General features: G+C 64.4%; 21 protein-coding genes. 11 read left to right on the top strand and 10 right to left on the bottom strand.

All coding sequences use genetic code 11. From position 1 onward, the window contains the following. Nucleotides 1-18: 18 nt before the first annotated feature. From G4Y73_RS09845 to G4Y73_RS09835, 3 genes are all read right to left on the bottom strand, one after another. Nucleotides 19-558: a MarR family transcriptional regulator gene (locus G4Y73_RS09845; RefSeq protein ID WP_164231468.1), complete on the bottom strand. Its 540-nt coding sequence runs from the start codon at nucleotides 556-558 to the stop codon at nucleotides 19-21. A gap of 157 nt (nucleotides 559-715) precedes the next feature. Continuing rightward, nucleotides 716-1,321, bottom strand: a complete 606-nt coding sequence (locus G4Y73_RS09840) for a rhomboid family intramembrane serine protease (protein WP_205596616.1) — start codon at nucleotides 1,319-1,321, stop codon at nucleotides 716-718. A gap of 44 nt (nucleotides 1,322-1,365) precedes the next feature. Beyond that, nucleotides 1,366-1,842 carry a cytochrome c gene (locus tag G4Y73_RS09835; RefSeq protein WP_164231466.1) on the bottom strand — a complete coding sequence of 159 codons (477 nt, stop codon included), beginning with the start codon at nucleotides 1,840-1,842 and terminating at the stop codon, nucleotides 1,366-1,368. A gap of 24 nt (nucleotides 1,843-1,866) precedes the next feature. On the opposite strand from G4Y73_RS09835, the gene G4Y73_RS09830 reads away from it, so the two are divergent. Together G4Y73_RS09830 and G4Y73_RS09825 are read left to right on the top strand one after the other, a co-directional pair. After that, a complete protein-coding gene (locus G4Y73_RS09830; protein ID WP_164231465.1) occupies nucleotides 1,867-2,466 on the top strand; it encodes a TIGR00730 family Rossman fold protein in 600 nt (199 codons plus the stop codon). After that, on the top strand, nucleotides 2,463-3,302 hold the full coding sequence (locus G4Y73_RS09825; protein ID WP_164231464.1) for a BPSS1780 family membrane protein: 840 nt from the start codon (nucleotides 2,463-2,465) through the stop codon (nucleotides 3,300-3,302). Before G4Y73_RS09830 ends, G4Y73_RS09825 begins: the two co-directional genes overlap by 4 nt. Here G4Y73_RS09825 and tatC read toward each other — a convergent pair. Genes tatC through G4Y73_RS09805 form a run of 4 tightly spaced genes read right to left on the bottom strand, consistent with a single transcriptional unit; the run spans nucleotide 3,287 to nucleotide 5,507 of the window. Next, a complete protein-coding gene (tatC, locus tag G4Y73_RS09820) occupies nucleotides 3,287-4,051 on the bottom strand; it encodes a twin-arginine translocase subunit TatC (protein ID WP_346426847.1) in 765 nt (254 codons plus the stop codon). The genes G4Y73_RS09825 and tatC overlap by 16 nt on opposite strands. After that, a complete protein-coding gene (gene tatB, locus G4Y73_RS09815; protein WP_164231462.1) occupies nucleotides 4,026-4,301 on the bottom strand; it encodes a Sec-independent protein translocase protein TatB in 276 nt (91 codons plus the stop codon). The genes tatC and tatB overlap by 26 nt, the downstream gene beginning before the upstream one ends. A 3-nt stretch (nucleotides 4,302-4,304) precedes the next feature. Next, the gene (tatA, locus tag G4Y73_RS09810) at nucleotides 4,305-4,541 is read right to left on the bottom strand and encodes a twin-arginine translocase TatA/TatE family subunit (RefSeq protein WP_164231461.1); all 237 of its coding nucleotides are present in this window, start codon (nucleotides 4,539-4,541) and stop codon (nucleotides 4,305-4,307) included. Nucleotides 4,542-4,595: 54 nt separating this feature from the next. Continuing rightward, nucleotides 4,596-5,507, bottom strand: a complete 912-nt coding sequence (locus G4Y73_RS09805) for a hypothetical protein (protein ID WP_164231460.1) — start codon at nucleotides 5,505-5,507, stop codon at nucleotides 4,596-4,598. 199 nt (nucleotides 5,508-5,706) lie between these two features. Here G4Y73_RS09805 and hemH point away from each other — a divergent pair, with 199 nt between their 5' ends. From hemH to recQ, 3 genes are all read left to right on the top strand, one after another. Further along, complete coding sequence (gene hemH / locus G4Y73_RS09800) at nucleotides 5,707-6,846, top strand: ferrochelatase (protein WP_164231459.1); 1,140 nt, start codon at nucleotides 5,707-5,709, stop codon at nucleotides 6,844-6,846. Next, nucleotides 6,833-7,576 (top strand): SGNH/GDSL hydrolase family protein, encoded by a 744-nt coding sequence (locus G4Y73_RS09795; RefSeq protein WP_164231458.1) that lies wholly within the window; start codon nucleotides 6,833-6,835, stop codon nucleotides 7,574-7,576. The genes hemH and G4Y73_RS09795 overlap by 14 nt, the downstream gene beginning before the upstream one ends. Nucleotides 7,577-7,675: 99 nt before the next feature. Next, complete coding sequence (gene recQ / locus G4Y73_RS09790) at nucleotides 7,676-9,496, top strand: DNA helicase RecQ (protein WP_205596592.1); 1,821 nt, start codon at nucleotides 7,676-7,678, stop codon at nucleotides 9,494-9,496. On the opposite strand, the gene G4Y73_RS09785 is transcribed toward recQ, so the two are convergent. Further along, a complete protein-coding gene (locus G4Y73_RS09785) occupies nucleotides 9,497-9,871 on the bottom strand; it encodes a DUF6164 family protein (protein ID WP_164231457.1) in 375 nt (124 codons plus the stop codon). It lies immediately after the preceding gene. Between the two features lie 191 nt (nucleotides 9,872-10,062). On the opposite strand from G4Y73_RS09785, the gene G4Y73_RS09780 reads away from it, so the two are divergent. The 5 genes from G4Y73_RS09780 to G4Y73_RS09760 all read left to right on the top strand — a co-directional run bounded on the left by G4Y73_RS09780 (nucleotide 10,063) and on the right by G4Y73_RS09760 (nucleotide 16,799). After that, complete coding sequence (locus tag G4Y73_RS09780; RefSeq protein WP_164231456.1) at nucleotides 10,063-11,844, top strand: diguanylate cyclase; 1,782 nt, start codon at nucleotides 10,063-10,065, stop codon at nucleotides 11,842-11,844. A 102-nt stretch (nucleotides 11,845-11,946) separates the two neighbouring features. Further along, the gene (locus G4Y73_RS09775; RefSeq protein WP_164231455.1) at nucleotides 11,947-13,701 is read left to right on the top strand and encodes a diguanylate cyclase; all 1,755 of its coding nucleotides are present in this window, start codon (nucleotides 11,947-11,949) and stop codon (nucleotides 13,699-13,701) included. A gap of 226 nt (nucleotides 13,702-13,927) precedes the next feature. Beyond that, nucleotides 13,928-14,140 (top strand): hypothetical protein, encoded by a 213-nt coding sequence (locus G4Y73_RS09770; RefSeq protein WP_164231454.1) that lies wholly within the window; start codon nucleotides 13,928-13,930, stop codon nucleotides 14,138-14,140. A 21-nt stretch (nucleotides 14,141-14,161) separates the two neighbouring features. Continuing rightward, nucleotides 14,162-16,024: a GGDEF domain-containing protein gene (locus G4Y73_RS09765; RefSeq protein ID WP_164231453.1), complete on the top strand. Its 1,863-nt coding sequence runs from the start codon at nucleotides 14,162-14,164 to the stop codon at nucleotides 16,022-16,024. Then, the gene (locus G4Y73_RS09760; protein ID WP_164231452.1) at nucleotides 16,011-16,799 is read left to right on the top strand and encodes an SAM-dependent methyltransferase; all 789 of its coding nucleotides are present in this window, start codon (nucleotides 16,011-16,013) and stop codon (nucleotides 16,797-16,799) included. The genes G4Y73_RS09765 and G4Y73_RS09760 overlap by 14 nt, the downstream gene beginning before the upstream one ends. Before the next feature lie 9 nt (nucleotides 16,800-16,808). On the opposite strand, the gene G4Y73_RS09755 is transcribed toward G4Y73_RS09760, so the two are convergent. Both G4Y73_RS09755 and G4Y73_RS09750 read right to left on the bottom strand, forming a co-directional pair. Next, nucleotides 16,809-18,233: a M20/M25/M40 family metallo-hydrolase gene (locus G4Y73_RS09755; RefSeq protein ID WP_164231451.1), complete on the bottom strand. Its 1,425-nt coding sequence runs from the start codon at nucleotides 18,231-18,233 to the stop codon at nucleotides 16,809-16,811. 244 nt (nucleotides 18,234-18,477) lie between these two features. Further along, the gene (locus tag G4Y73_RS09750; RefSeq protein WP_164231450.1) at nucleotides 18,478-18,975 is read right to left on the bottom strand and encodes an RNA pyrophosphohydrolase; all 498 of its coding nucleotides are present in this window, start codon (nucleotides 18,973-18,975) and stop codon (nucleotides 18,478-18,480) included. A gap of 72 nt (nucleotides 18,976-19,047) precedes the next feature. Between G4Y73_RS09750 and G4Y73_RS09745 the strand changes: the two genes are divergently transcribed. Next, nucleotides 19,048-20,019 carry an iron ABC transporter permease gene (locus G4Y73_RS09745; protein WP_164231449.1) on the top strand — a complete coding sequence of 324 codons (972 nt, stop codon included), beginning with the start codon at nucleotides 19,048-19,050 and terminating at the stop codon, nucleotides 20,017-20,019. Nucleotide 20,020 lies beyond the last annotated feature (1 nt).

Below are 20,020 nucleotides of genomic sequence, written 5' to 3'. Positions count from 1 at the left end.
GTGCCGGCGTTGCGGCAATCAATCCTTGCCCGGATGCATGGGCGACATCGCCGAGCCTTCGTCCTTGGTGTGCAGGATGTCGACCAGCGCTTCCAGGCCCTGACTGAGCTCGTCAAGCTCGTCATTGCGCAGGCGGGTGAGCGCATCGAGCAACGCGCCCTGGGCCGGCAATGGCGCGGTCGCCAGCAGCTTCGCACCTTCTTCGGTCACGAAAAGCTGCACCACGCGCTGATCCGGACCTTCGCGCGAGCGTCGCAGCAAGTCCTTGCCTTCGATCTTGTCGAGCAAGTTGCTGGCCGTGGCCGGCTTGATCGAAAGGCGGCGCGCGATCTCGGAAACACTGATGCCCGGCGCACGATCGACTTCCCACAGCGCCCAAAGCTGGGCAGCACTCAAGCCGCACTGGCGTTCGACCCACGCCGAGTGCGCCTGGACGGCACGCACGGCGACGCGGAAATTCCGCACCACGCCGATGACGCGCGTGTCGTCGGGTTCATTGACCACCGGCCCTTCACCCGCGGTTCGCAATGCGGGATTTCGACCGTTGGCCGCTGTCATTTTTACGTCGTCTGATCTCATTTGCAGCTAATTATATGCCAAAAAACAGCTTTGCGGCTAATCATTTGCCGAAAAAGTACCTCACAACCGCAGAATCCGGAAATAAATCTTCACTATCAGTAGGATATGGGCTTTCTGATCAAAGCCCTCGCAGCGGTCAGCGAGACCGCTTGCCCCGGCTTCCCCAGTAGAGGATCAGGCCGAAACCGAAAAGCATGCCGCCGAGATGGGCGAAATGCGCCACGCCGGCCATCGTGCCGGTCATGCCGAAAAACAGGGTCAGCAAACCATAACCGACCACGAAATACTTGGCTTTCATGGGGATCGGCGGAATCAGCAACATGATGGTGCTGTTGGGAAACATCAGGCCGTAGGCCAGCAACAGCCCGAATACCGCACCGGAGGCGCCGATGGTGGGATAGACATCCCCGGAGATCGCGGCCACCAGCAGCTGGATGATGGCAGCCCCAACCAGACAGACGAAGTAGTAAATCAGGAAACGCCGGGCGCCCCAGGCGCGCTCGACCGGCAGGCCGAACATGTAGAGCGCGAACATGTTGAAAAACAGATGCATCAGGTCGCCGTGCAGGAAACCGTAGGTCACCAGCTGCCAGGGCGCAAAACCGGTCTCAATGGCCCCGGTATCGGCAAAGCGGATCATCTCGGGGGTGGCCAGCGGCCACAGGGCAAACAGGCGAATCACATCGGTCAGCGCAGTCATCTGCACGAAATAGGCCGCCACCGTGATGCCGAGCACGATCATTGACGCCGGTGGCCCGTTGCGCTGTCCCTGGGGAAACGGCTGATTCATGGTCGTTCCCCGATCAATTCGTCAAGCCCCTCGCGCCCTTCCAGCGGCCCGCGGCCGGCAAGGCTGGCACGCAGCTCGGCGATGTCGGCCGGCGCCAGCTCCGAGCCGGAATCGGCCCACTGTGCGGTCATGAAGTTGACGATGGCAGCCAGTTGGGCATCGTCGATATGCTTCAGCGGCGGCATGAAACCCCGATAACGTTCGCCCGCGACTTCGATTTCGCCGCGCAGGCCGAGCAGCACGATGGCCGCCAGTCCCTCGGGCGCAAGCTCGGTCCATTCCGAGCCCGCCAGCGGCGGAAAGCTTGGCGGCCGGCCCTGCCCCTGATTGCCGTGACAGGAGGCACAGTAGCGCAGGTACGGCTCCTGTCCCGGCGCCAGCGATTGTTCTTCATCGGACTCGGGCTGGCAGGCGGTCAGGCCGACTACGACCAGCAGCGTTATGAAGAGAGTCTGTTTACAATGTGTGCTCATTGCGCCGTCCGTTGCGGGGAATCCATGTCGATCAAGTCCGTCACCGTCTATGCCGCTTCCAGCCAGGCGCTCGACCCGGTCTACGTCCAGGCCGCCGGTCGTCTCGGCCGCACGCTGGCCGAGGCCGGCCTGGAAATCGTTTACGGCGGCGGCAGCACCGGCCTGATGGGCGCGATGGCTGACGGCGCCCTGGCCGTTGACGGACGGGTTCACGGCATCATCCCCGAGTTTCTCACACGTGTCGAGCGCGGCCACCAGCATTTGCACACACTCGAGGTGGTGGGCGACATGCGTGAGCGCAAGGCCCGCATGCTCGAAAAGGCCGATGCCGTCGTTGCCCTGCCGGGCGGCTGCGGCACCTTCGAGGAACTGTTCGAGGCCATGACCCTCAAGCGCCTCGGACAATTCCTCGGGCCGATCGTTCTGGTCAACACGGCCGACTACTACGACGGTCTGATCAAGTTCCTGCGCTACAGCACCGAACAGCACTTCATGAACCCCGCCCATCTCGACCTCTGGCAGACGGTCGACGAGCCCGAAGCGGTGATCGAGGCGATACGCCGCGCAACCAGCTGGTCGGCACGCGAGGCCCTGGCAACCGCATCGGTCAAGCCCGTCCGATGAACTCGTTTCCCTATCACAAGGCCGGGTTCCTGCGCGGCTTGCGCTGGCTGCCGGCCGCGGCCGAACGGCTGTTTTCCGCTTTCGGCCCGATGGCCGGGCTGGCCGCCTTGTGGATGCTGATCAGCCTGCTGGCGGTCGTACCGCTGATCGGCCAGCTGCTGCTGATGCTGATCACACCGAGCCTGACAGCCGGCGCCATGGCGGCTTTTTCCGAAGTCGAGGCCGGCCGGCGACCCGTGCCCACGGCGCTGGTCTCGGCCTGGCGCCACCCAAATCTGCGCAGCCGGCTGCTCGGCATTGGTGGTTTCTTCCTGGTCGGCAGCCTGATCGCCCTGGTCCTGCTGGCGGCCTGGCTCGGCGGTCAGGCAACGCCCGAACAGATCGAGGCTGCCCAGACTTCACCGGAAGCCATGGCCGAACTGTTGAATGCCATCTCGTTCGGGCCGGTCCTGCTGCTGGCCGGCGTGGCCATGGCGATCGTACTTTCGGCGATGTATTTCGCCATCCCGCTGGCGGCCTTTGCGGACGCCCCGGTCGGGCAGGCACTGTGGATCAGCCTGCGCGCCGTACTGGCCAACTGGGCAGCCTTTCTCGGACTGGGCCTGGCCCTGATCGCCCTGGTGTTCGGGCTGGGACTGATATTCGGGTTACTGACGCTGAGCCTGGGCCTGGCCCTGGGCGGTGCCGGCCAGATGATCGGCCAGGTTCTGTTCATGCTGATGGCCATGCTGGTGCAAGTGCTGATGGCCGGCACTCAGTGGGTGGCCTTCCGCGAGATCTTCGGTTCGGATGATAAGCGGCCGGATCCGCCCGAAGACGATCAGCTGCTGGCCTGATCGCCCGAATCTTCGGGCTGCCGGACCAGAAGCCGGGCAGCCACCAGGCCGAGTTCGAAAAGCAGCAACACCGGTACCGCCAGCAGGGTCTGGGAAATCAGGTCGGGCGGGGTGATCAGCATGGCGATGGTGAACGCACCCAGGGCGATATAGCCGCGCATGCGCCCCAGGGCCCGGGGGGTGGTCACACCCAGAGCGACCAGGATGACCGTGGCCACCGGCACCTGGAAAGCCAGGCCGAAGGCGATGAATAAGGTCAGCACGAAATCCAGGTAGCTGTTGATGTCGGTCATCACTGTCACGCCTTCAGGCGCAACGGCGGTGAAGAACGCGAACACGACTGGAAAGACGACGAAATAGGCGAATGCACATCCTGCATAGAACAGCAGCACTGCCATGGCCAGCACCGGGCGCGCCAGGCGCTGCTCGTGCCGGTACAGACCCGGCGCAACGAACGCCCAGAGCTGGTAGAGCACCACCGGCATGGCGAGCAGCAAGGCCAGGACCAGCGCCAGCTTGAAGGGCGCCAGGAACGGCGAGGCGACATCAATGGCGATCATGCTGGCGCCTTCGGGCAGGTGGCGGGCAAGCGGCTCGGCCAGCATGGTGTAGAGAGTCCGGGCGAAAGGCGCCAGCACGAGCAGTACGACTACGACCGCGACCGCCGCCTTGAGCAGCCGGGAACGCAGCTCCAGCAAGTGGTCGATCAGGGTCGGCTCCGGCTCAGTCGGCGTCGGTTCGGTGCTCATTCGATCCCTTGGCATCGGCCGAGGCGGATGATGCCGGATCGCTGCCGGTCTGCTCGGCCTCGAGAATACGCCGGTTGTGATCGCGATCCATCTCGGCGTCGAACTCGGACTTCAGGCCGTCCCAGGCACGACGCGCCTGGCGCGTCCAGCGGCCAATCGTCCGGGCCGCCTCGGGCAGGCGGCGCGGTCCCACCACGAACAATGCAATCAGTGCCAGCAGCAGCAGCTCGCTGAAGCCGATGCCGCCCACGAATCAGGAATCCGGGTCCGAGGCCGAACGCTTGCGCGTTTCCTCGGCGGACTTCTTGTCTCCCGATTCCTGTTGCGAGTCGTCCTCCTTGTCATCATCGTCGCGCACACCTTGGCGAAACTCGCGGATCGCACCGCCGAGATCGCTGCCGATGTTGCGAATGCGCTTGGTGCCGAAAATGAGCAGGACGATCAGGAGAATGATCAGAATCTGGGGCAGACTGATACCGCTGATACCCATGCGCCGCGACCTCTGCTGGAGCCTAAGCCCCGTGAAAACCGGACCCTGAGTTTATCAGTTTGTCGCCCGGAGGCGAAGCTGGCGCATGGCCAGGATCAGCATCAGGGCAGCGAGAAACAGGAGGCCGGCCGGTGACAGCAGCGGTACATCGACCGAGCCCGTCGGTGGCGCCAGCCCGCGGTCACAGGCCCCGGGTGATGCAATGGCCAGCGACTCGATGCCGACCAGGGTCTCGGCGACCCGCGTCGCTTCACCCGAATGAGGATCGATGCGCAGGATTTCGCTGGGCAGCCGGTCCTCGGAAGGTGGAACACTGTTGCGGTCGGTAATTGCCCAGAGCTGGCCGTCTTCGTCGGCGGCCAGCCCGGCCTGGATGTAGGGGCTGGCATCCGGGCCAAGCGCCCCGATCAATTCGGCTGCCGGTGCTTCCGGATCAATCCGGTAGAGGTTGGGCGCGGCCACGCCACCTGCCCCATCGGTCCCCAGGCCGATGCCGAAGACCGTCTCGCCGATGACGGTCAGGTCGACGATGGGCACGCCCAGCGAACCAATCAGCTCGACCTCCCCGGTATCCGGGTCGGCGCTGTAGAGCGACTCGGTGCCTGACGAGGAGACCAGCAGATCGCCCTGGCAGGTGAATGTCAGCCCGAAATCCATGCTGGTGCCGAGCCGGATCCCCATATTGGAACGCGAGCCCCCCACGGGAATGGCGTTGCCGGTCTCGGTTCCGATCAAAACAAGGGTGTGGGTGCTGTCGTCGGCACCGTAGAGCCGACCGTCTTCACTGAAACCGAGGCCCTCGACATCGATGAAGTCGCCCCGCCCGGTCCAGCCGATATACTCTTCCGCGCCGGTGGCCAGATCGATGCGCCACAACGCTGCCACGCGCGAGTCATCGAGATCGTAGCCCTTGGAATTGATCGCGTAGCCGTAGGGCTGCGCCCACGCCGAAACGCTGGCTGCCATAGCGACAACCAGGATCACACTTCTCCAACAGAGAGGCGTGCAGACGCGCATTCTTCTTTTTTATCCTTCTACTCCGACATGACCGATCATAGCAGAATTGTCCAGAAATCCCCACTCGCAAGCTCTTCGGGGATATTTCGTCCCTGCCCTCACGCCCACTCAGTACACTAAGCCAATTGTCATGCAACGGGGAGCCCCCATGTCCGGTTCACGCGAGCACCTGGTCGAGTCGATCGATGCCACCCGCCAGGTCAAGCCCCACCGCGAGGCCGCCAGGGCCGCCGTGCTGATGGTCAATCTCGGCACACCCGAGGCGCCGACTGCCAAGGCGTTGCGACCCTACCTCAAGCAGTTCCTGTCCGACCGGCGGGTCATCGAGGTGCCGAAATTGTTGTGGTGGTTCATCCTGCACGGCATCATCCTGCCGTTTCGTTCACCGCGTTCGGCCAAGGCTTACGCCCGCGTCTGGACCGAGCATGGCTCGCCACTGCTGGTCACCAGCCGCAATCTGGCCCACAAGCTCGAAGCCGAATTCCGCAAGGATCTGCCCCGGGTCAAGGTCATGCTCGCCATGACCTACGGCCAGCCCGACATCGACTCGGCCATCGACCGGATCCGGCGCGAGAACATTCAGCGGCTGCTGGTTCTGCCGCTGTATCCGCAGTACTCGGCCACCACCACCGCCTCGGTCTTCGACCGGGTAACCGACTCGCTCAAGCGCCTGCGCTGGCTGCCGGAAGTTCGCTTCGTCAACGACTTCCATCACGACCAGAACTGGCAGGCGGCGGTGGCCGGATCGATCCGGCGATTCCGGCAAGCGCGCGGCGCGCCCGACAAGCTGCTGTTTTCGTTCCACGGTATTCCCAAGCGCAACCTGCTCGCCGGCGACCCCTATTACTGCCAGTGCCAGGCCAGCGCGCGGGAGATCGCCGGGCAGCTGGGGCTGGCCGACGAGGCCTGGACGCTGACGTTCCAGTCGCGCCTGGGCCGGGCCGAGTGGCTCAAGCCCTATACCGACCAGACCCTCAAGGCGCTGGCGCGGCAGGGCGTGAAGAAGCTGCAGGTGGTCTGCCCGGGATTCTCGGTCGACTGCCTTGAAACGCTCGACGAGATTGCCGTCGAAGGGCGACAGGAATTCATCCAGGCCGGCGGCGAATCGCTCGAATACATTCCCTGCCTGAACGACTCGCCTGAGCACGTCAAGGTATTGAATGGGCTGTGCCGGCGGCACGGTCAAGGCTGGCCGGAGTTTGCCGGCGGCCGCGACGCCGGTGAATCGACGCTCGAGGCCCGGGTCGAACGCGCTGCGGCCGCCGCCGAGCAGCTTGGCCTCGAGTAGCCGTAACGTTGCGTTGCAGGCGCTGGCCACGCTGGCGCTGGCCGGCGCGCCGCTGTACTGGCTGCAAGGGCGGCATGTACGCCGCAAGACACCGCACCTGGATGAGGCGCCCGGCGAACGATCCGGAAGCGTCGCCGGCCCGGAGGCAGTCATGCGGATCGCCGGCCTGGGTGAATCACCGATGGCTGCCGTGGGCCTGGCCGACCAGGCCGAATCCGTCGTGCCGCGACTGGCGGCCGAAGTGGCCTCCCGCAGGAACCGTGGCGTCGATTGGCAAACCGCCGCCCGCAGTGGCGCCACGATCGATTTCACGCGCACCAGGCTGCTGCCGCTTCTCGATGCCGACCCGACCGATGTCGTGATCGTCGCCCTGGGAGTCAACGACTGCCTTCGGCTGAGCTCCGTGCGCCGCTGGCGTGTCGAACTGGCACGATTGATCGATGCCATCCGGTCCCGGCTCGAACCGGGCCGGATCGTGCTGGCCGGCGTCCCGCCGATGCAACATTTCCCGGCGCTGCCGATTCCGCTCTCGGCCATGCTGGGCTTGCGGGCCACCCTACTCGACGCGGCCACCCGGCAATTCGCCGAATCCGAAGATGATGTTTTGCATGCGCCGATGAATTTCGTCGAACATCCGGACGGGCTGTTCTGCCGCGACGGATTCCATCCCAACGCCCGCGCCCACGCGCTTTGGGCCCGACAGCTGGCGGACCTCCTCAATACGCCATAGCGGTTTTCCCACAGCCGGACGAGTCGAATTACCGACCCCGAGGAGATTGCTTTGTGGCAGTCTGTGACGCGTGATGGTCACTCCCCGCACCCCCAGAAGATGAGCGCCGCAGTCGAGGCCGGAATGCCCGGAAACCCCGAGGACCTGTTGCGCCAGGTCTTCGGCTACAGCGCCTTCCGCGGGCGCCAGCGCGAGATCATCGATCACGTCGGCGACGGCGGCCATGCGCTGGTGCTCATGCCCACGGGTGGCGGCAAGTCACTGTGCTACCAGGTTCCGGCCCTGATGCGACCGGGCACGGCCATCGTCGTCTCGCCGCTGATCGCCCTGATGCGCGACCAGGTCGAAGCGCTCAGGCACAACGGCGTGGCGGCGGCCGTGCTCAACTCCTCGCTCGACGCCGAAACCCGGCGCCGCACCGAACAGGACCTGATCGAGGGACGGCTCGACCTGCTCTACATCGCGCCCGAGCGACTGCTGCGCGAGTCGACCCTGCGCATGTTCGAACGCTGCGAGATCAACCTCCTGGCCATCGACGAGGCGCACTGCGTCTCCCAGTGGGGCCATGATTTCCGCCCCGAATACCTCAAGCTCGACGTGCTCGCCAGGCGTTTTCCGCAGGTACCGCGCATCGCCCTGACGGCCACCGCCGATCATCGCACCCGCGGCGAGATCGTCGAGCGCCTGCTCGGGCGCGAGGCGCGCGTGTTCGTCGACAGCTTTGACCGGCCCAATATTCGCTACACCGTCGGCCTCAAGCGCAACGCGCGACAACAACTGCTGTCGTTCATCCGTCGACGACACCCCGGCCAGTCCGGCATCGTCTACTGTTTCTCGCGGCGCAAGACCGAGGAGACGGCCGGCTTCCTGGTCGAGCAGGGTCTCGACGCACTGTCCTATCACGCCGGCATGGGGTCAGCCGAGCGCCAGGCCGCCCAGGACCGCTTCATCAACGAAGATGGCCTGATCATCTGCGCGACGATCGCCTTCGGCATGGGCATCGACAAGCCCGATGTGCGATTCGTGGCGCATCTCGACCTGCCCAAGAGCATCGAGTCCTACTACCAGGAAACCGGCCGGGCCGGCCGCGACGGCCTGCCGGCGGATGCCTGGATGGTCTACAGCCTGGCCGACGTGGTCCGCATTCGCCAGCTGCTGGAACAGTCAAATGCCGGCGACGAGCAGAAGAAACTCGAACGCGAGCGCCTCGAAGCCCTGCTGGCCTACTGCGAACAAGCCGGCTGTCGCCGTCCCGCCCTGCTCGGTTATTTTGGCGAGAACCATCCCGGCAACTGCGGCCACTGCGACAACTGTCAGGACCCGCCCGAGACCTGGGACGCCACCGAAGCAGCACGCATGGCCTTGTCCTGTGTCTACCGCACCGGCCAGCGCTTCGGCGCCGGTCACGTGATCGATGTGCTCACCGGCAAGTCGACCGAGCGCGCCGAGCAGCTCGGACATGACCGTTTGAGTACCTGGGCAATCGGCCGCGACACCGATCGATCAACCTGGCACTCCGTGCTGCGTCAATTGCTGGCGGCCGGCTACCTGGTGCCCGACCCGGAAGGCCACGGCGGGCTACGTCTGGGCGCCGACTGCCGCGCCCTGCTGCGTGGCGAGACCGACATCGAAATGCGCCGTGACGCCGTTCCTTCCAGCCGCAAGAGTCGTTCGAAGAAAGCCGTCGATATCGATACCGAGTCGCCCCTGTGGCAGGCGCTCCGACAATGGCGGCTGGAGACGGCACGCAGCGAAGAAGTGCCGCCGTACGTGATCTTCCACGACGCCACCCTGGCGGCCATCGTCGAGGCCCGGCCGCAAACGCTCGACGAACTTGCCGATATCAGCGGCGTGGGCGAACACAAGCTGGCGCGCTACGGCGAGGCCGTCATCCGAACACTCGACGGCGCAGATGACTGATCAGCCGGCCAGGCGGAAGAACACGACCAGCGGCGCGAACAGCACCATCAGCACAAAAATGCTGCCGAGAACGATCAGGGTGATTTTCAATGGGTGCCGACGAGCGACCGAAGCCAGCGTTTCTGTCTCTCCCCGATCGCGCGTGGCCTGCCACTCGGCACGTACACGCTCTCTGCGCTCGTCCTGGTAGCTGTCCATGAGTTCGCGGGCGCGCGTGTAATCGTCGGGGTTCTTCAGCCAGATGCCACCGGCCGTAATCCCGAAGGGCCCCGGCGGCGTGTCGTAGCACTCGATGCCGTGCGCGTCCATCAGGGCGCGCACCTCGTCGATCTCGTCGTCGGGAACGTGACGCAGATTGAGCAATAGACGGGGCACAGTTCGGATCTCCGTGTAGGGGTCGAGCGGACCGAAACACCCTGTGCGTATAATTGATCGGGTCGTTTCGCAGGCTTGTAGGTCGTGCGCACGACCACCGCAAGAAGGGAGCCTACCATGTCGGAACTCGGCCAATCACTCAAGCAGTGGGGGATCCCCGACTGGCTGAATTTCAACGGCAGCGTCAAGATTTGCGACTGAACCGCCGCCTTCAAGCCTCGCGACCGGGTGCTCTCCTCGCCCGGCGATTCCTCGCGGGCATTGCACTGGCCCTGGGCGTCCTGGTCAATGCCCAGGCCACAGGCGAGGACTCCCTCGGTCGACAACTCGAGCGGGCTCACGAACTGAGCATCACGGCCCCGTGGAACGAATCGGAAGCCCTGCTCGAAGAAATCCAGACACGCCTGTCGGAAGCGACACCAGAGCAACGCGCCCGTTTCTGGCTGATCCGGGCGCGCAACCAGTCGCTTTCGGGCCGGATGGAAGCGGCCCTGGAGACGCTCGAGTCCCTGTTCAACGAGCCGATGACGCGCAAGCAGGAGGTCCGGGCCTACTCACTGGCGGCCAATGTGGCCATGCTGCTGCGCCGCTGGGAGGAGACCTTCGACTACCTGAACCGGGCCCTTGAACTGAGTGCGGAACTCGATCCCTCGGAGTTTTCTGATCAGCCCTTCAGCCTGGCTGCCTACGTATACGCCAAGATCGGGGAGACGGATCAGGCCATCGACTACGGCAAACGAGCGGTTGCCATCGCCAGGGAGCACGGCACTGCACGCGATCTGTGCGTGAGCCGGGGCCGTCTCGCCTTCGTCTACAAGACGGCCCGGATGTTCGAGCTGGCGCGCACCGTCTACCGTGAAGCCGTCGAGACCTGCCGGGAATCGGACGACGAATTGATCACCGGCATCGTGGAGAGCGGCCTGGCCGACCTGCTGCGCGCCACCGGCGAGTTGGAGCAGGCCGAAGACCTGTTCCGTCAGGCCCTGGCCAGACTGAAGGAAACCGACTACCACTTCGGCCTGGGCGAAGCCCGCTTCTACAAGGCCCGGCTCCACTGGGAGCGGGGCGAACAAGAGATGACCGAGAATCTGCTCGAGCAGGCGCTGCCCCCGCTGGTACAGGATCAGGCCTGGGACTATGTCGCCGAGGCGCACCAGGTGCTGGGCGAGATCGCCATGGCTCGCGGCAATCATGAACGGGCCCTGGAACACATGAGCCAACAACTCGAATCGCGCGAGCGCTACCTCGACCTCGACCGCGCCCGCCAACTCGCTCACCTGCAGGTCGCCTTCGACATGAGTTCGCGCGAGCAGGAACTGGCCCTGCTGCGCGAGCAGCGCAGGGCCGACGAACTCGAGAACGAGTCCAGGCACAACCGTGACCGGTTGCGCTGGCTGGTTTACGCGGTCACCGCCTTCCTGGTCCTGATCCTGGCCCTGCTGCTCGCCCATGTGCTGCGCGAGCGGCGGCATTTCCGGCGTCTGGCCGGACTGGACAGCCTGACCGGACTGAGCAATCACACGCGCCTGTTCGATACGGCACGCATGATGGTCGACAAGGCCCATCAGGATCATCGTCCCATGGTGTTCGCCGTCGGAGACATTGACTACTTCAAGCGGGTCAACGACGAGTTGGGGCATATCGCCGGCGACCGGGCACTGATCGAAGTGGCGCGCGTTCTGGAGGAAGCCTTCCCGGAGCCCGGGCTCATCGGCCGAATCGGCGGCGAGGAGTTCGCCATCTGCCTGCCCGGCAAGACCGCCGGCCAGACGATGCCTAAACTCGACGAAGTCCGTGCGGCGCTGGCGCGAATCGACTACGGTGGAAACCAAAGCCCGCTGTCGATGAGCTTCGGCTTGGCCGAATTGCAGCCGAACGAGCCGCTGGAAAAATTGCGCCAGCGCGCCGACGACGCGCTCTATCGCGCCAAGCACGGCGGCCGCAACGTCGTGGTCGTCGCCGATCCACGTTAGCGGGCGGCTAGAATCGACGCTGCCAGGGAGGGAGACGGCTATGGATGCATTTCAGGACGGGAAGAGATGCGGGGACTGAGTCCACGCGGCAATCGCTTTCTCATGTGCACGATTCCAAGGCTGCTCCCGGCGTGCCTGACACTGACACTGGGACTCCTGACGGCACAGGCCTTCGCCGACAACGATGACGATCTCGAAGCGGCCATCGAGCGGGCCCGCCAGCTGAGCGTCACCGAGGCAGTCAATGCCTCCCAGCCGAAGATCGACGAGCTGATGCGACGGCTGGACGAGGCGACGCCTCGCCAGCGAGTCGAGATTCGCCTGCTCGACATCCGCAACCAGGCGCTGCGAGGCGGCTATTCCCAAGCCATCGATCGGCTTGCAGCGCTGCTTGATTCGAAGCTGGACAAGGACCAGAGGCTGCGCGCCCTTCGCCTGGCCGCCAACCTCGATATCAACATCGGGCGTTATGAGTCGGGCTTCGGCCACCTCAAGGCGGCACTCGGCCTGGTTCCGCAAACGGACGATCCCGTCGAGGCATCCCGGATCTACAGCCTGGCCGGTTTCACGCACAGCCTGGCCGGCGACCATCAAAGAGCCATGCGCTACGCAACCCGGGCCTATCGGATCGCCGTGGATTCCGGGGACATCTCCCAGCGGTGCTCGGCCGGACAGCGGCTTTCGGTCGCCTATCGCTATGCCGAACGGTTCGACCTCGCCGAAGAGGCCGCGAAGAGGGCGCTGGACGATTGCAGGCAGGCCAACGATCAGGTCTACCTGGGCACGGTGGAGCTGGAGCTGGCCTACCTCGCCCTGGAGAACGATGAGCTGGAAGCCGCGGAAGCCCGGATCGACCGCGGAATGCAACGTCTGCGCGATGCAGTCTGGGCAGACGGCATCCTGACGGCCGAACAGCTCCGCACCCGCCTGGCCGCCGCCCGCGGCGAACACCAACGAACGATCGAATTGGCCGAGCGTTTGATCGACCGCGTCGGTGACCGCGAATTATGGGAGCGAAAGGCTTCGCTGCACCGTCTCGCGGCAACAGCCCACGCGGAACTCGGGGAGTACGAAGCCGCATACAACCATCGGATCAAGCAAGTCGAATCACGTCGTCGGTTCCTCGACAAGGACCGCAACCGGCGGATGGCGATGCTGGAGGTTGCATTCAACGTTGACCGCCATGAACAGGAGCTGGCGCTGCTGCGCGAACAGCAGCGAGTGAGCAAACTCGAGGCAGAATCGCGCCGCCAGCAGGCCCGGTTCCGAATGCTGCTCACGGCGCTGGCGATAGGAATGGTCCTGATGCTAGTAGTCATCCTCAGGCGCGTCCTGCGCGACCGGCGGCATTTTCGCCGCCTGTCGCGAATCGACGGATTGACCCGGGTAAGCAACCACACCCGGTTCTTCGACACCGCTCGCACGACGGTGAATGACTCGCATCGAAACGGAAAACCACTGGTGCTCGTGCTGGGCGATATCGATCACTTCAAGCGGGTTAACGACCGGCACGGTCACATCGCGGGCGATCGCGTGTTGCGCGCAGTCGCTCGACTCCTGTGCGACCACTTCCCCGGCGACGGAAAGGTAGGCCGCATCGGTGGCGAGGAGTTTGCCGTTTGCCTGCCCGGCGCAGACCTGAACACGGTGCTGGCCGGACTTGAAGTTTTCCGGAGAGCACTTGCCGCCATCGAGTACGGCGATGACGCCGATCGGCTGACCATGAGTTTCGGCATCGCCCAACTGGCTCCTCACGAGTCACTGGAGCAACTGCGAGAACGCGCCGACGCGGCCCTTTACCGCGCCAAGCGCGGCGGGCGCGACACCGTCGTCGTCGCCGACAGTTTCGGGCGATGATGCGTGTCACCGAAGGCTGGTGTGGCGCGACAATTGATTCGTCATGGCCGGGGCCAGGTGATGATCAGTCGCCGGTAGCGCCTGTCCGCGGACGGCATTAACGACTACAATCGGGACGGTTCGAATCAGAACACTCGTGGACCCGCAGCGGCCGTGATGGGCTTTCATGGGTCATCGCCGTCGGGGGAGCCCCGCGACACGGCACCAACAGAAAGGGAGTTAAGTTATGTCCAAGCTTGCAGATCTGCTCATCGACCTGGGAAAGAACGCCGACCTGAAGGATGCTTACGAAAGCGACCCGAAGGAAGTCATGGCTCGCTACGGGCTCTCTGACGAAGAAATGCAGGCCATGCTCGAAAAGGACCTCGACAAGATCAAGAAACTGAGCGGCCTGGATAACCTCAAGAGCAACGGCAACGTCCACGCCTACGATTCCTGAGCGCGTCGAAACCCGGCAGTCATGAAATCGAATCGCGAAACTGCCGGCAGCCCACGAAACCTCGAAGCGGATGCCGGCTCGCCCGCCGGCTCCGCACACCGGTCGAAACGGTGCCGAGAACGCGGTCTGCGCGCGGCAGTTCTTCTGGCAGCGTGGCTGCTCGCCGCGCTGCCGGGGCTCGCCGTGACGGACCAACTCGATCCCGCTGACTCACGGAGGCTCCTGCAGGAACGGCTCGATCAGGCAGCCAGGCTCAACGTCACGGCACCGTGGCCGGAATCCCAGGCCATCCTCGATGAGATCGAACCGCTGCTCGAATACGCCACACCCGATCAGTACGCCACCTACAAGCATCTCAGGATTCGTAACCTGGCGCTGGACGGGGACTTCCAGAAGGCGCTCGAACTTACAGAAGAATTGCTCGAACAGGACATTCCCGACCACCAACGCCTCAATGCCCTGATGCGCGGCGCCAACCTTGCAATGAACCTCCGCCGCTTCGAGGAAGCCTTCGACTATCTCGATCGCACGCTGAAGCTGGAGCCGCAAATCGACCATCCCGACCTGCCGGCCGACGCCCACAGCTTGGCAGCCGATATATTGCGTTCGATCGGCAAGTTCGATGCCGCCATCGAGCACGGCAACAAAGGGGTCGAAGTCGCGGCGGCACGTGGCAATGTCCGAACTGACTGCGTCGCGCGAATGCGCCTGTCGGCTGCCTACAAGGCCAACAACGATCTCGAGTCCGCCATGCGTGAGTACCGCCGGGCAATGGAACGCTGTCAAGACGCCGGTGACCCGGTCTACATCGGGATTGTCGAATTCGGCCTGGGCGACACGCTCAGAATGACGGGGCGATTGGACGAAGCGCGGGAGCTGCTGGAGTCGGCGCTCGAGCGCCACCGCAAGAACGATTACGCCACGGGCGTGGCGGAAACACGCATGGTGCTCGCCCGCCTGCATCTTGAACGAGGCGACCTCGATCAGGCCGAGGCAATGCTGCCCGAGCTGGTCGAACATTTCACAGAATCCGAACGTTGGGACGATCTGGCGAAAACCCATGAAACACTCGGCACCATCGCGGAAAGGCGTGGCGATCATGAGCAGGCCCTGCGTCACCTGAAGTCACAGAAGGCGGCACGTGAACGTTTTCTCGACATGGACCGGGCTCGACAGCTGGCCTACCTCGAAGTCGAATTTCAAACGCAGATTACCGAGCAGGAACTGGCACTCCTGCGGGAGCAGGCGCGCGTACGCGATTTGCAGGAAGAATCTCAAAAACAGCAACGCCGGCTGATGTACATGGGCTATATCGTCGCCGCCTTCCTGGTCCTGATCCTGATACTGCTGCTGGCCCATACCACGCGCGACCGCCGCCGCTATCGCCGGCTGTCCCACCAGGACGGCCTGACCGGTCTGAACAACCACACGCGGTTTTTCGAGATCGCCGATCCGGCGTTCTCTTCGGCCCGCGCGAACGGTAATCCTTTCACGCTGATCCTCGCTGACATCGACCTGTTCAAGCGCGTCAACGACGAACACGGTCACCTGACCGGCGACGAGGTGCTTCGCCGGGTTGCAGCGCGCTTGCGGGAGGTGTTCGGCGACACGGGCATCGTAGGCCGTATCGGGGGCGAGGAGTTCGCGATCGCGCTCCCCGGCTATGAACTGGCGGATGTTCGCGAACCACTGGATGAGTTGCGTGAAAAATTGCGATCGAGCCGGAGTGAAGATGACCGCATCAGAGTCTCCATGAGCTTCGGGGTGGCACAGTCCAATGATGAGGCGTCGCTGATCGAGTTGCGCCGCCGTGCCGACGAAGCCCTCTATAAGGCCAAGCGGGAAGGGCGCGATCGCGTCGTGTTCGTCGATGCCTCGTCCTGATCGCCGGCACGGGAAGTTGATCGTGGTCGGCTGTGGCCTGCAGCCTTCACGTCATACCGGCGAAAGAACGATCTCCGAGATTCGTCGCGCCGATGTAGTATTCGTGCTCGCCGATCCGTTCGCCATCGACTGGGTTCACTCACTCAACCCCAACACCCGCAACCTGAGCGAGTACTACGACGATCAACGCGACCGGCGCGACAGCTACCGCGACATGGAACAGGCCCTGCTCGACGAGGTCAGGGCCGGCTCGCTGGTATGTGCCGTGTTCTACGGCCATCCCGGGGTGTTCGCCCAGGTTCCGCACACGGCCATGCGCCAGGCTCGGGCCGAAGGATTCGAGACCCGCATGGAACCAGGGATTTCGGCGGAAGCATGTCTGTATGCCGACCTGGGAATGGATCCCGGTCATCGCGGTGTGCAGTCAATCGAGGCGACGCGATTTCTGGTCTTCAAGTACGCGCTCAACCCAAGCTCGCTGCTCCTACTGTGGCAGGTCGCCCTGGCCGGCAGCCTCGACTGCACCGGCTTCACGGCCAGACCCGATCGTTTGCAGGTTCTGGTGGACAAGCTCGGCCGTTTCTACCCGCCCGATTCGGAAGGGATTCTCTACGAAGCCGCCTGGCTGCCGATCGAGGACTTTCGGGCCGAACGCCTGGCTTTGTCCGAGTTGCCGAGCGCCGAACTGCACCCGCATACCACCCTGGTCATCCCGCCGGTACACGAGGCCGAGCGAGACGAACGCTGGATTACTGCCCTCGAGGCGCTCGACTGAGCCAAACGCTCAGTCACCCCCCTCGGCTTCCGCTTCCTCGGCAAGAATGGTCTCGCCCGAACCAAAGGACACTGGCGACTGGGCGCCCAGCCACGCCAGCACCGCATAGGCCGCGGCATTCTGCTTGAGCGCCTCGGGCTCGATCTTGTCGAGGGTGTCGTTGACTGTGTGGTGGTAATCGAAATACTCGGTGCCGTCCTGATGCAGATCCACGGCGGCCACGCCAAGCGGCCGGGCCGGCGAGAAATCCGGTCCGCCGGAAGCCTGGCGCCGTCCCAGTTCGATTCCCAGGGGTTCGAGTTCGGCCTGAATCGCCTCGATCATCGGCCAGGCTTCGTCGCGCACGCGGGCGCTGATGGCGTAGATCTCGCCGGCACCGAAATCCGATTCGGCCACGAGCTGGTAGTCTTCGATGTCTTCGGCGCGCGCCTCGGCCCAGGCGCGACCGCCCCACAGGCCGATCTCCTCGGCGGCAAACAGGATGACGCGAATCGAGCGGTCCGGACGCTGCTCCAGTTCATGGATCAAGCGCGCCGCTTCGGTCACGATGGCCACACCGGCGCCGTCATCAATGGCACCGGTTCCAACATCCCAGGAATCCAGGTGCGCGCCCAGCGCCACGATCTCTTCGGGCTTTTCGGCACCGGTTATCTCGGCAATGACGTTTTGCGAGGTGTAGGACTCGACCGTCTCGGCATCGACCTCCACCTGGATGCGCACCGGCTCGTCACCGCCCATCAGGCGTTCGAGCAGGTCAGCATCGGGGTTGGAAATAGCCACGGCCGGCAGCAACCGTACGTCGGAATCGAAGCGCTGCATGCCGGTGTGGGCGAAGCGGTTGTTGGAAGTGCCGATCGAACGGATGACCAGCGCCAGGGCGCCCTTCTCTTCCGCCACCCGGCTGCCGACCGAGCGCGCGCCCACCGCGCGGCCGTAACCCGCGCCCGTTCGCGTGCGCTCCATGCGGTTGCGGATAAACACGATGCGGTCGGCAACCTCGGACTCGTCGGCCGCCTCGAGCGCGGCCAGGTCGTCGAACATCGCCACTTCGGCCTCGATGCCGCCCTCGGGGGTCGCCGGAGAAAACCCGAGCGCCAGGGTGACCAGTTCGTGATGTGCCGGCGACACGATTTCGGTGCGCTCCAGCCCCCGATGCCAGGTCGGAAAAGTCGCCGGCTCGGTCCAGACGCGGTCGAAGCCCATTTCCTCGAACATCTTTACGGCCCACTCCACCGCCCTTGCGTCGGCCTCGCTGCCGGCCAGACGCGGCCCGATGCGGGTGGTCAGGTCGGCGACGATCTCGTAGCCACCGTCACCGGCCAGTGCCGCCTCGCGCAGCTCCCGCGCGACGACCAGATCATCTTTGGGAAAAGTTTCGGCAGCCAGCGGACCGGCCAATAGCAGGCCGGCGGCCAGCAAAAGCGTGAAATTCATTTCGCTCCTTCTCCTTGGAAATAGACTTTGGACTTCAGGGAACCGCAGATTCGCGCAGATTGAATGAGACTTACCCCAACACGCAGGTGGTTTATCTTCTTCAAGCAGACACCATCGTGAAAATGACCCCGAGTGTTCGCTGATCACACAGTCGCCCTGCACACAGATCAGGTTTTCAACCAGCAGATAATCGCCATTCTCAAAAATCTGCGTCCATCTGCGAAATCTGCGGTTTCACGAACACTCAGCCAAAATTCGACTGCCCCGGAACATCGGGCAACATCGGCTCGAGATGCCGCAATGCCCGGACATAAACACGCCGTTTGAACGGAATGACATGACGCACGGGATACCAGAAGTCGACCCAGCGATAGCGATCGAACTCCGGCCGCTCGCCGGCGCTGAGGTCAAAGGCATCATCGTCGGCCAGAAAGCGCAGCAGGAACCAGACCTGCTTCTGGCCCACGCACATGGGCTTCTGGTGGCGTCGCCGATAGCGCCGCGGCAGGCGGTAGCGCAGCCAGCCGGGCGTCTGTCCGAGCACATCGACGTGGTCCGGGGTCAACCCCGTCTCCTCGCCGAGTTCGCGATACATGGCTTCGATGGGCGTTTCGTCGGTGTTCATGCCGCCCTGGGGAAACTGCCAGCCATCCTTGCCGGCACGGCGCGCCCAGAAGACGCGCCCGTCATCCCTGGCCAGCACGATCCCGACGTTGGGTCTGAATCCGTCCGGATCAATCATGGTGATGGTCAGCGCGGCCAGCTATCATGGCGGACCGCGAAATATTCAACTACCCCGAATGGTAATCAATTCATGCGCCACACACCAGCCAAACGGCGGCTGATTATCTGGCCGGCGCTGCTGGCCCTGCCGCCGCTGGCCCTGCTGCTGGCGGCGAGTTGGGGCAGCGGCGGCTGGGTCTGGCCGTTTGCCGCCGACGGTGCCATGCAGCGCGTGGTGCTCGAACTGCGCCTGCCGCGTGCGATTGCCGCGCTGGTCACCGGCGCAATGCTGGCCCAGGCCGGTTGCCTGATGCAGGTGCTGTTGCGAAACCCGCTGGCCGATCCCTACGTGCTGGGCCTTTCGGGCGGGGCCGCGGCCTTCGCCCTGATCGGTATGAGCCTGGGCCTGAGCTTTCTGCCGGTGCCGCTGTTGGCCTTCGCCGGCGCCATGCTGACGATGATCATCGTCTTCGTCCTGGCGCGCGGCCGCGGGCCGTGGAGTACCACCCGCGTGCTGCTCACCGGCGTGGTGATCGCCGCCGGCTGGGGCGCGCTGATTTCGCTGATCCTTGCCACCGGACCCGATGCCAGCCTGCGCTCGATGCTGTACTGGCTGATGGGCGACCTGAGCCAGGCCGGGTTGTCGGCACTGTGGCTGCTGCCCTTGGCCGCCGGCGTGGGTCTGCTGTGGCTGCGCGCCCGCAGCCTCAACGTGATGAGCGGCGGTGAACTTCAGGCCGCGCTGTTGGGCGAATCGGCCCGGGCGCGCTTCTGGGAAATCTACGTGGTCGCCTCGCTGCTGACCGCCCTGGCCGTGTCGCTGGCCGGAGCAATCGGCTTTGTCGGCCTGATCGTGCCGCATCTGATGCGATTGCTCGTGGGTGCCGATCATCGTGTCCTGCTGCCAGCCTCGGCGCTGTTCGGTGGCGGCTTCCTGGTGCTGGCCGACACCGCCGCGCGCAGCCTGCTGGGACCAAGACAACTTCCCGTGGGCGTACTCACCGCCTTGATCGGTGTCCCCCTTTTCCTGCTATTGCTCTATCGCGCGGCCAGGATTCGCTAGG

Source organism: Wenzhouxiangella sp. XN201, from assembly GCF_011008905.1.
Lineage (GTDB): Bacteria > Pseudomonadota > Gammaproteobacteria > Xanthomonadales > Wenzhouxiangellaceae > Wenzhouxiangella.
Note: the sequence above shows the minus strand (reverse complement) of the source record. Positions and strands in the feature narration are given on the sequence as shown.

Coding starts and splice junctions, on each gene's coding strand:
- G4Y73_RS09760 (WP_164231452.1), top strand. CDS start 16,011: ATGCCTCGTCCTGATCGCCGGCACGGGAAGTTGATCGTGGTCGGCTGT.
- recQ (WP_205596592.1), top strand. CDS start 7,676: ATGAGCGCCGCAGTCGAGGCCGGAATGCCCGGAAACCCCGAGGACCTG.
- G4Y73_RS09755 (WP_164231451.1), bottom strand. CDS start 18,233: ATGAATTTCACGCTTTTGCTGGCCGCCGGCCTGCTATTGGCCGGTCCG.
- G4Y73_RS09770 (WP_164231454.1), top strand. CDS start 13,928: ATGTCCAAGCTTGCAGATCTGCTCATCGACCTGGGAAAGAACGCCGAC.
- G4Y73_RS09805 (WP_164231460.1), bottom strand. CDS start 5,507: ATGGCAGCCAGCGTTTCGGCGTGGGCGCAGCCCTACGGCTACGCGATC.
- G4Y73_RS09775 (WP_164231455.1), top strand. CDS start 11,947: ATGTGCACGATTCCAAGGCTGCTCCCGGCGTGCCTGACACTGACACTG.
- G4Y73_RS09835 (WP_164231466.1), bottom strand. CDS start 1,842: ATGAGCACACATTGTAAACAGACTCTCTTCATAACGCTGCTGGTCGTA.
- tatC (WP_346426847.1), bottom strand. CDS start 4,051: ATGAGCACCGAACCGACGCCGACTGAGCCGGAGCCGACCCTGATCGAC.
- G4Y73_RS09745 (WP_164231449.1), top strand. CDS start 19,048: ATGCGCCACACACCAGCCAAACGGCGGCTGATTATCTGGCCGGCGCTG.
- G4Y73_RS09750 (WP_164231450.1), bottom strand. CDS start 18,975: ATGATTGATCCGGACGGATTCAGACCCAACGTCGGGATCGTGCTGGCC.
- G4Y73_RS09845 (WP_164231468.1), bottom strand. CDS start 558: ATGACAGCGGCCAACGGTCGAAATCCCGCATTGCGAACCGCGGGTGAA.
- tatA (WP_164231461.1), bottom strand. CDS start 4,541: ATGGGTATCAGCGGTATCAGTCTGCCCCAGATTCTGATCATTCTCCTG.
- hemH (WP_164231459.1), top strand. CDS start 5,707: ATGTCCGGTTCACGCGAGCACCTGGTCGAGTCGATCGATGCCACCCGC.
- G4Y73_RS09830 (WP_164231465.1), top strand. CDS start 1,867: ATGTCGATCAAGTCCGTCACCGTCTATGCCGCTTCCAGCCAGGCGCTC.
- G4Y73_RS09825 (WP_164231464.1), top strand. CDS start 2,463: ATGAACTCGTTTCCCTATCACAAGGCCGGGTTCCTGCGCGGCTTGCGC.
- G4Y73_RS09840 (WP_205596616.1), bottom strand. CDS start 1,321: ATGATCGTGCTCGGCATCACGGTGGCGGCCTATTTCGTGCAGATGACT.
- G4Y73_RS09765 (WP_164231453.1), top strand. CDS start 14,162: ATGAAATCGAATCGCGAAACTGCCGGCAGCCCACGAAACCTCGAAGCG.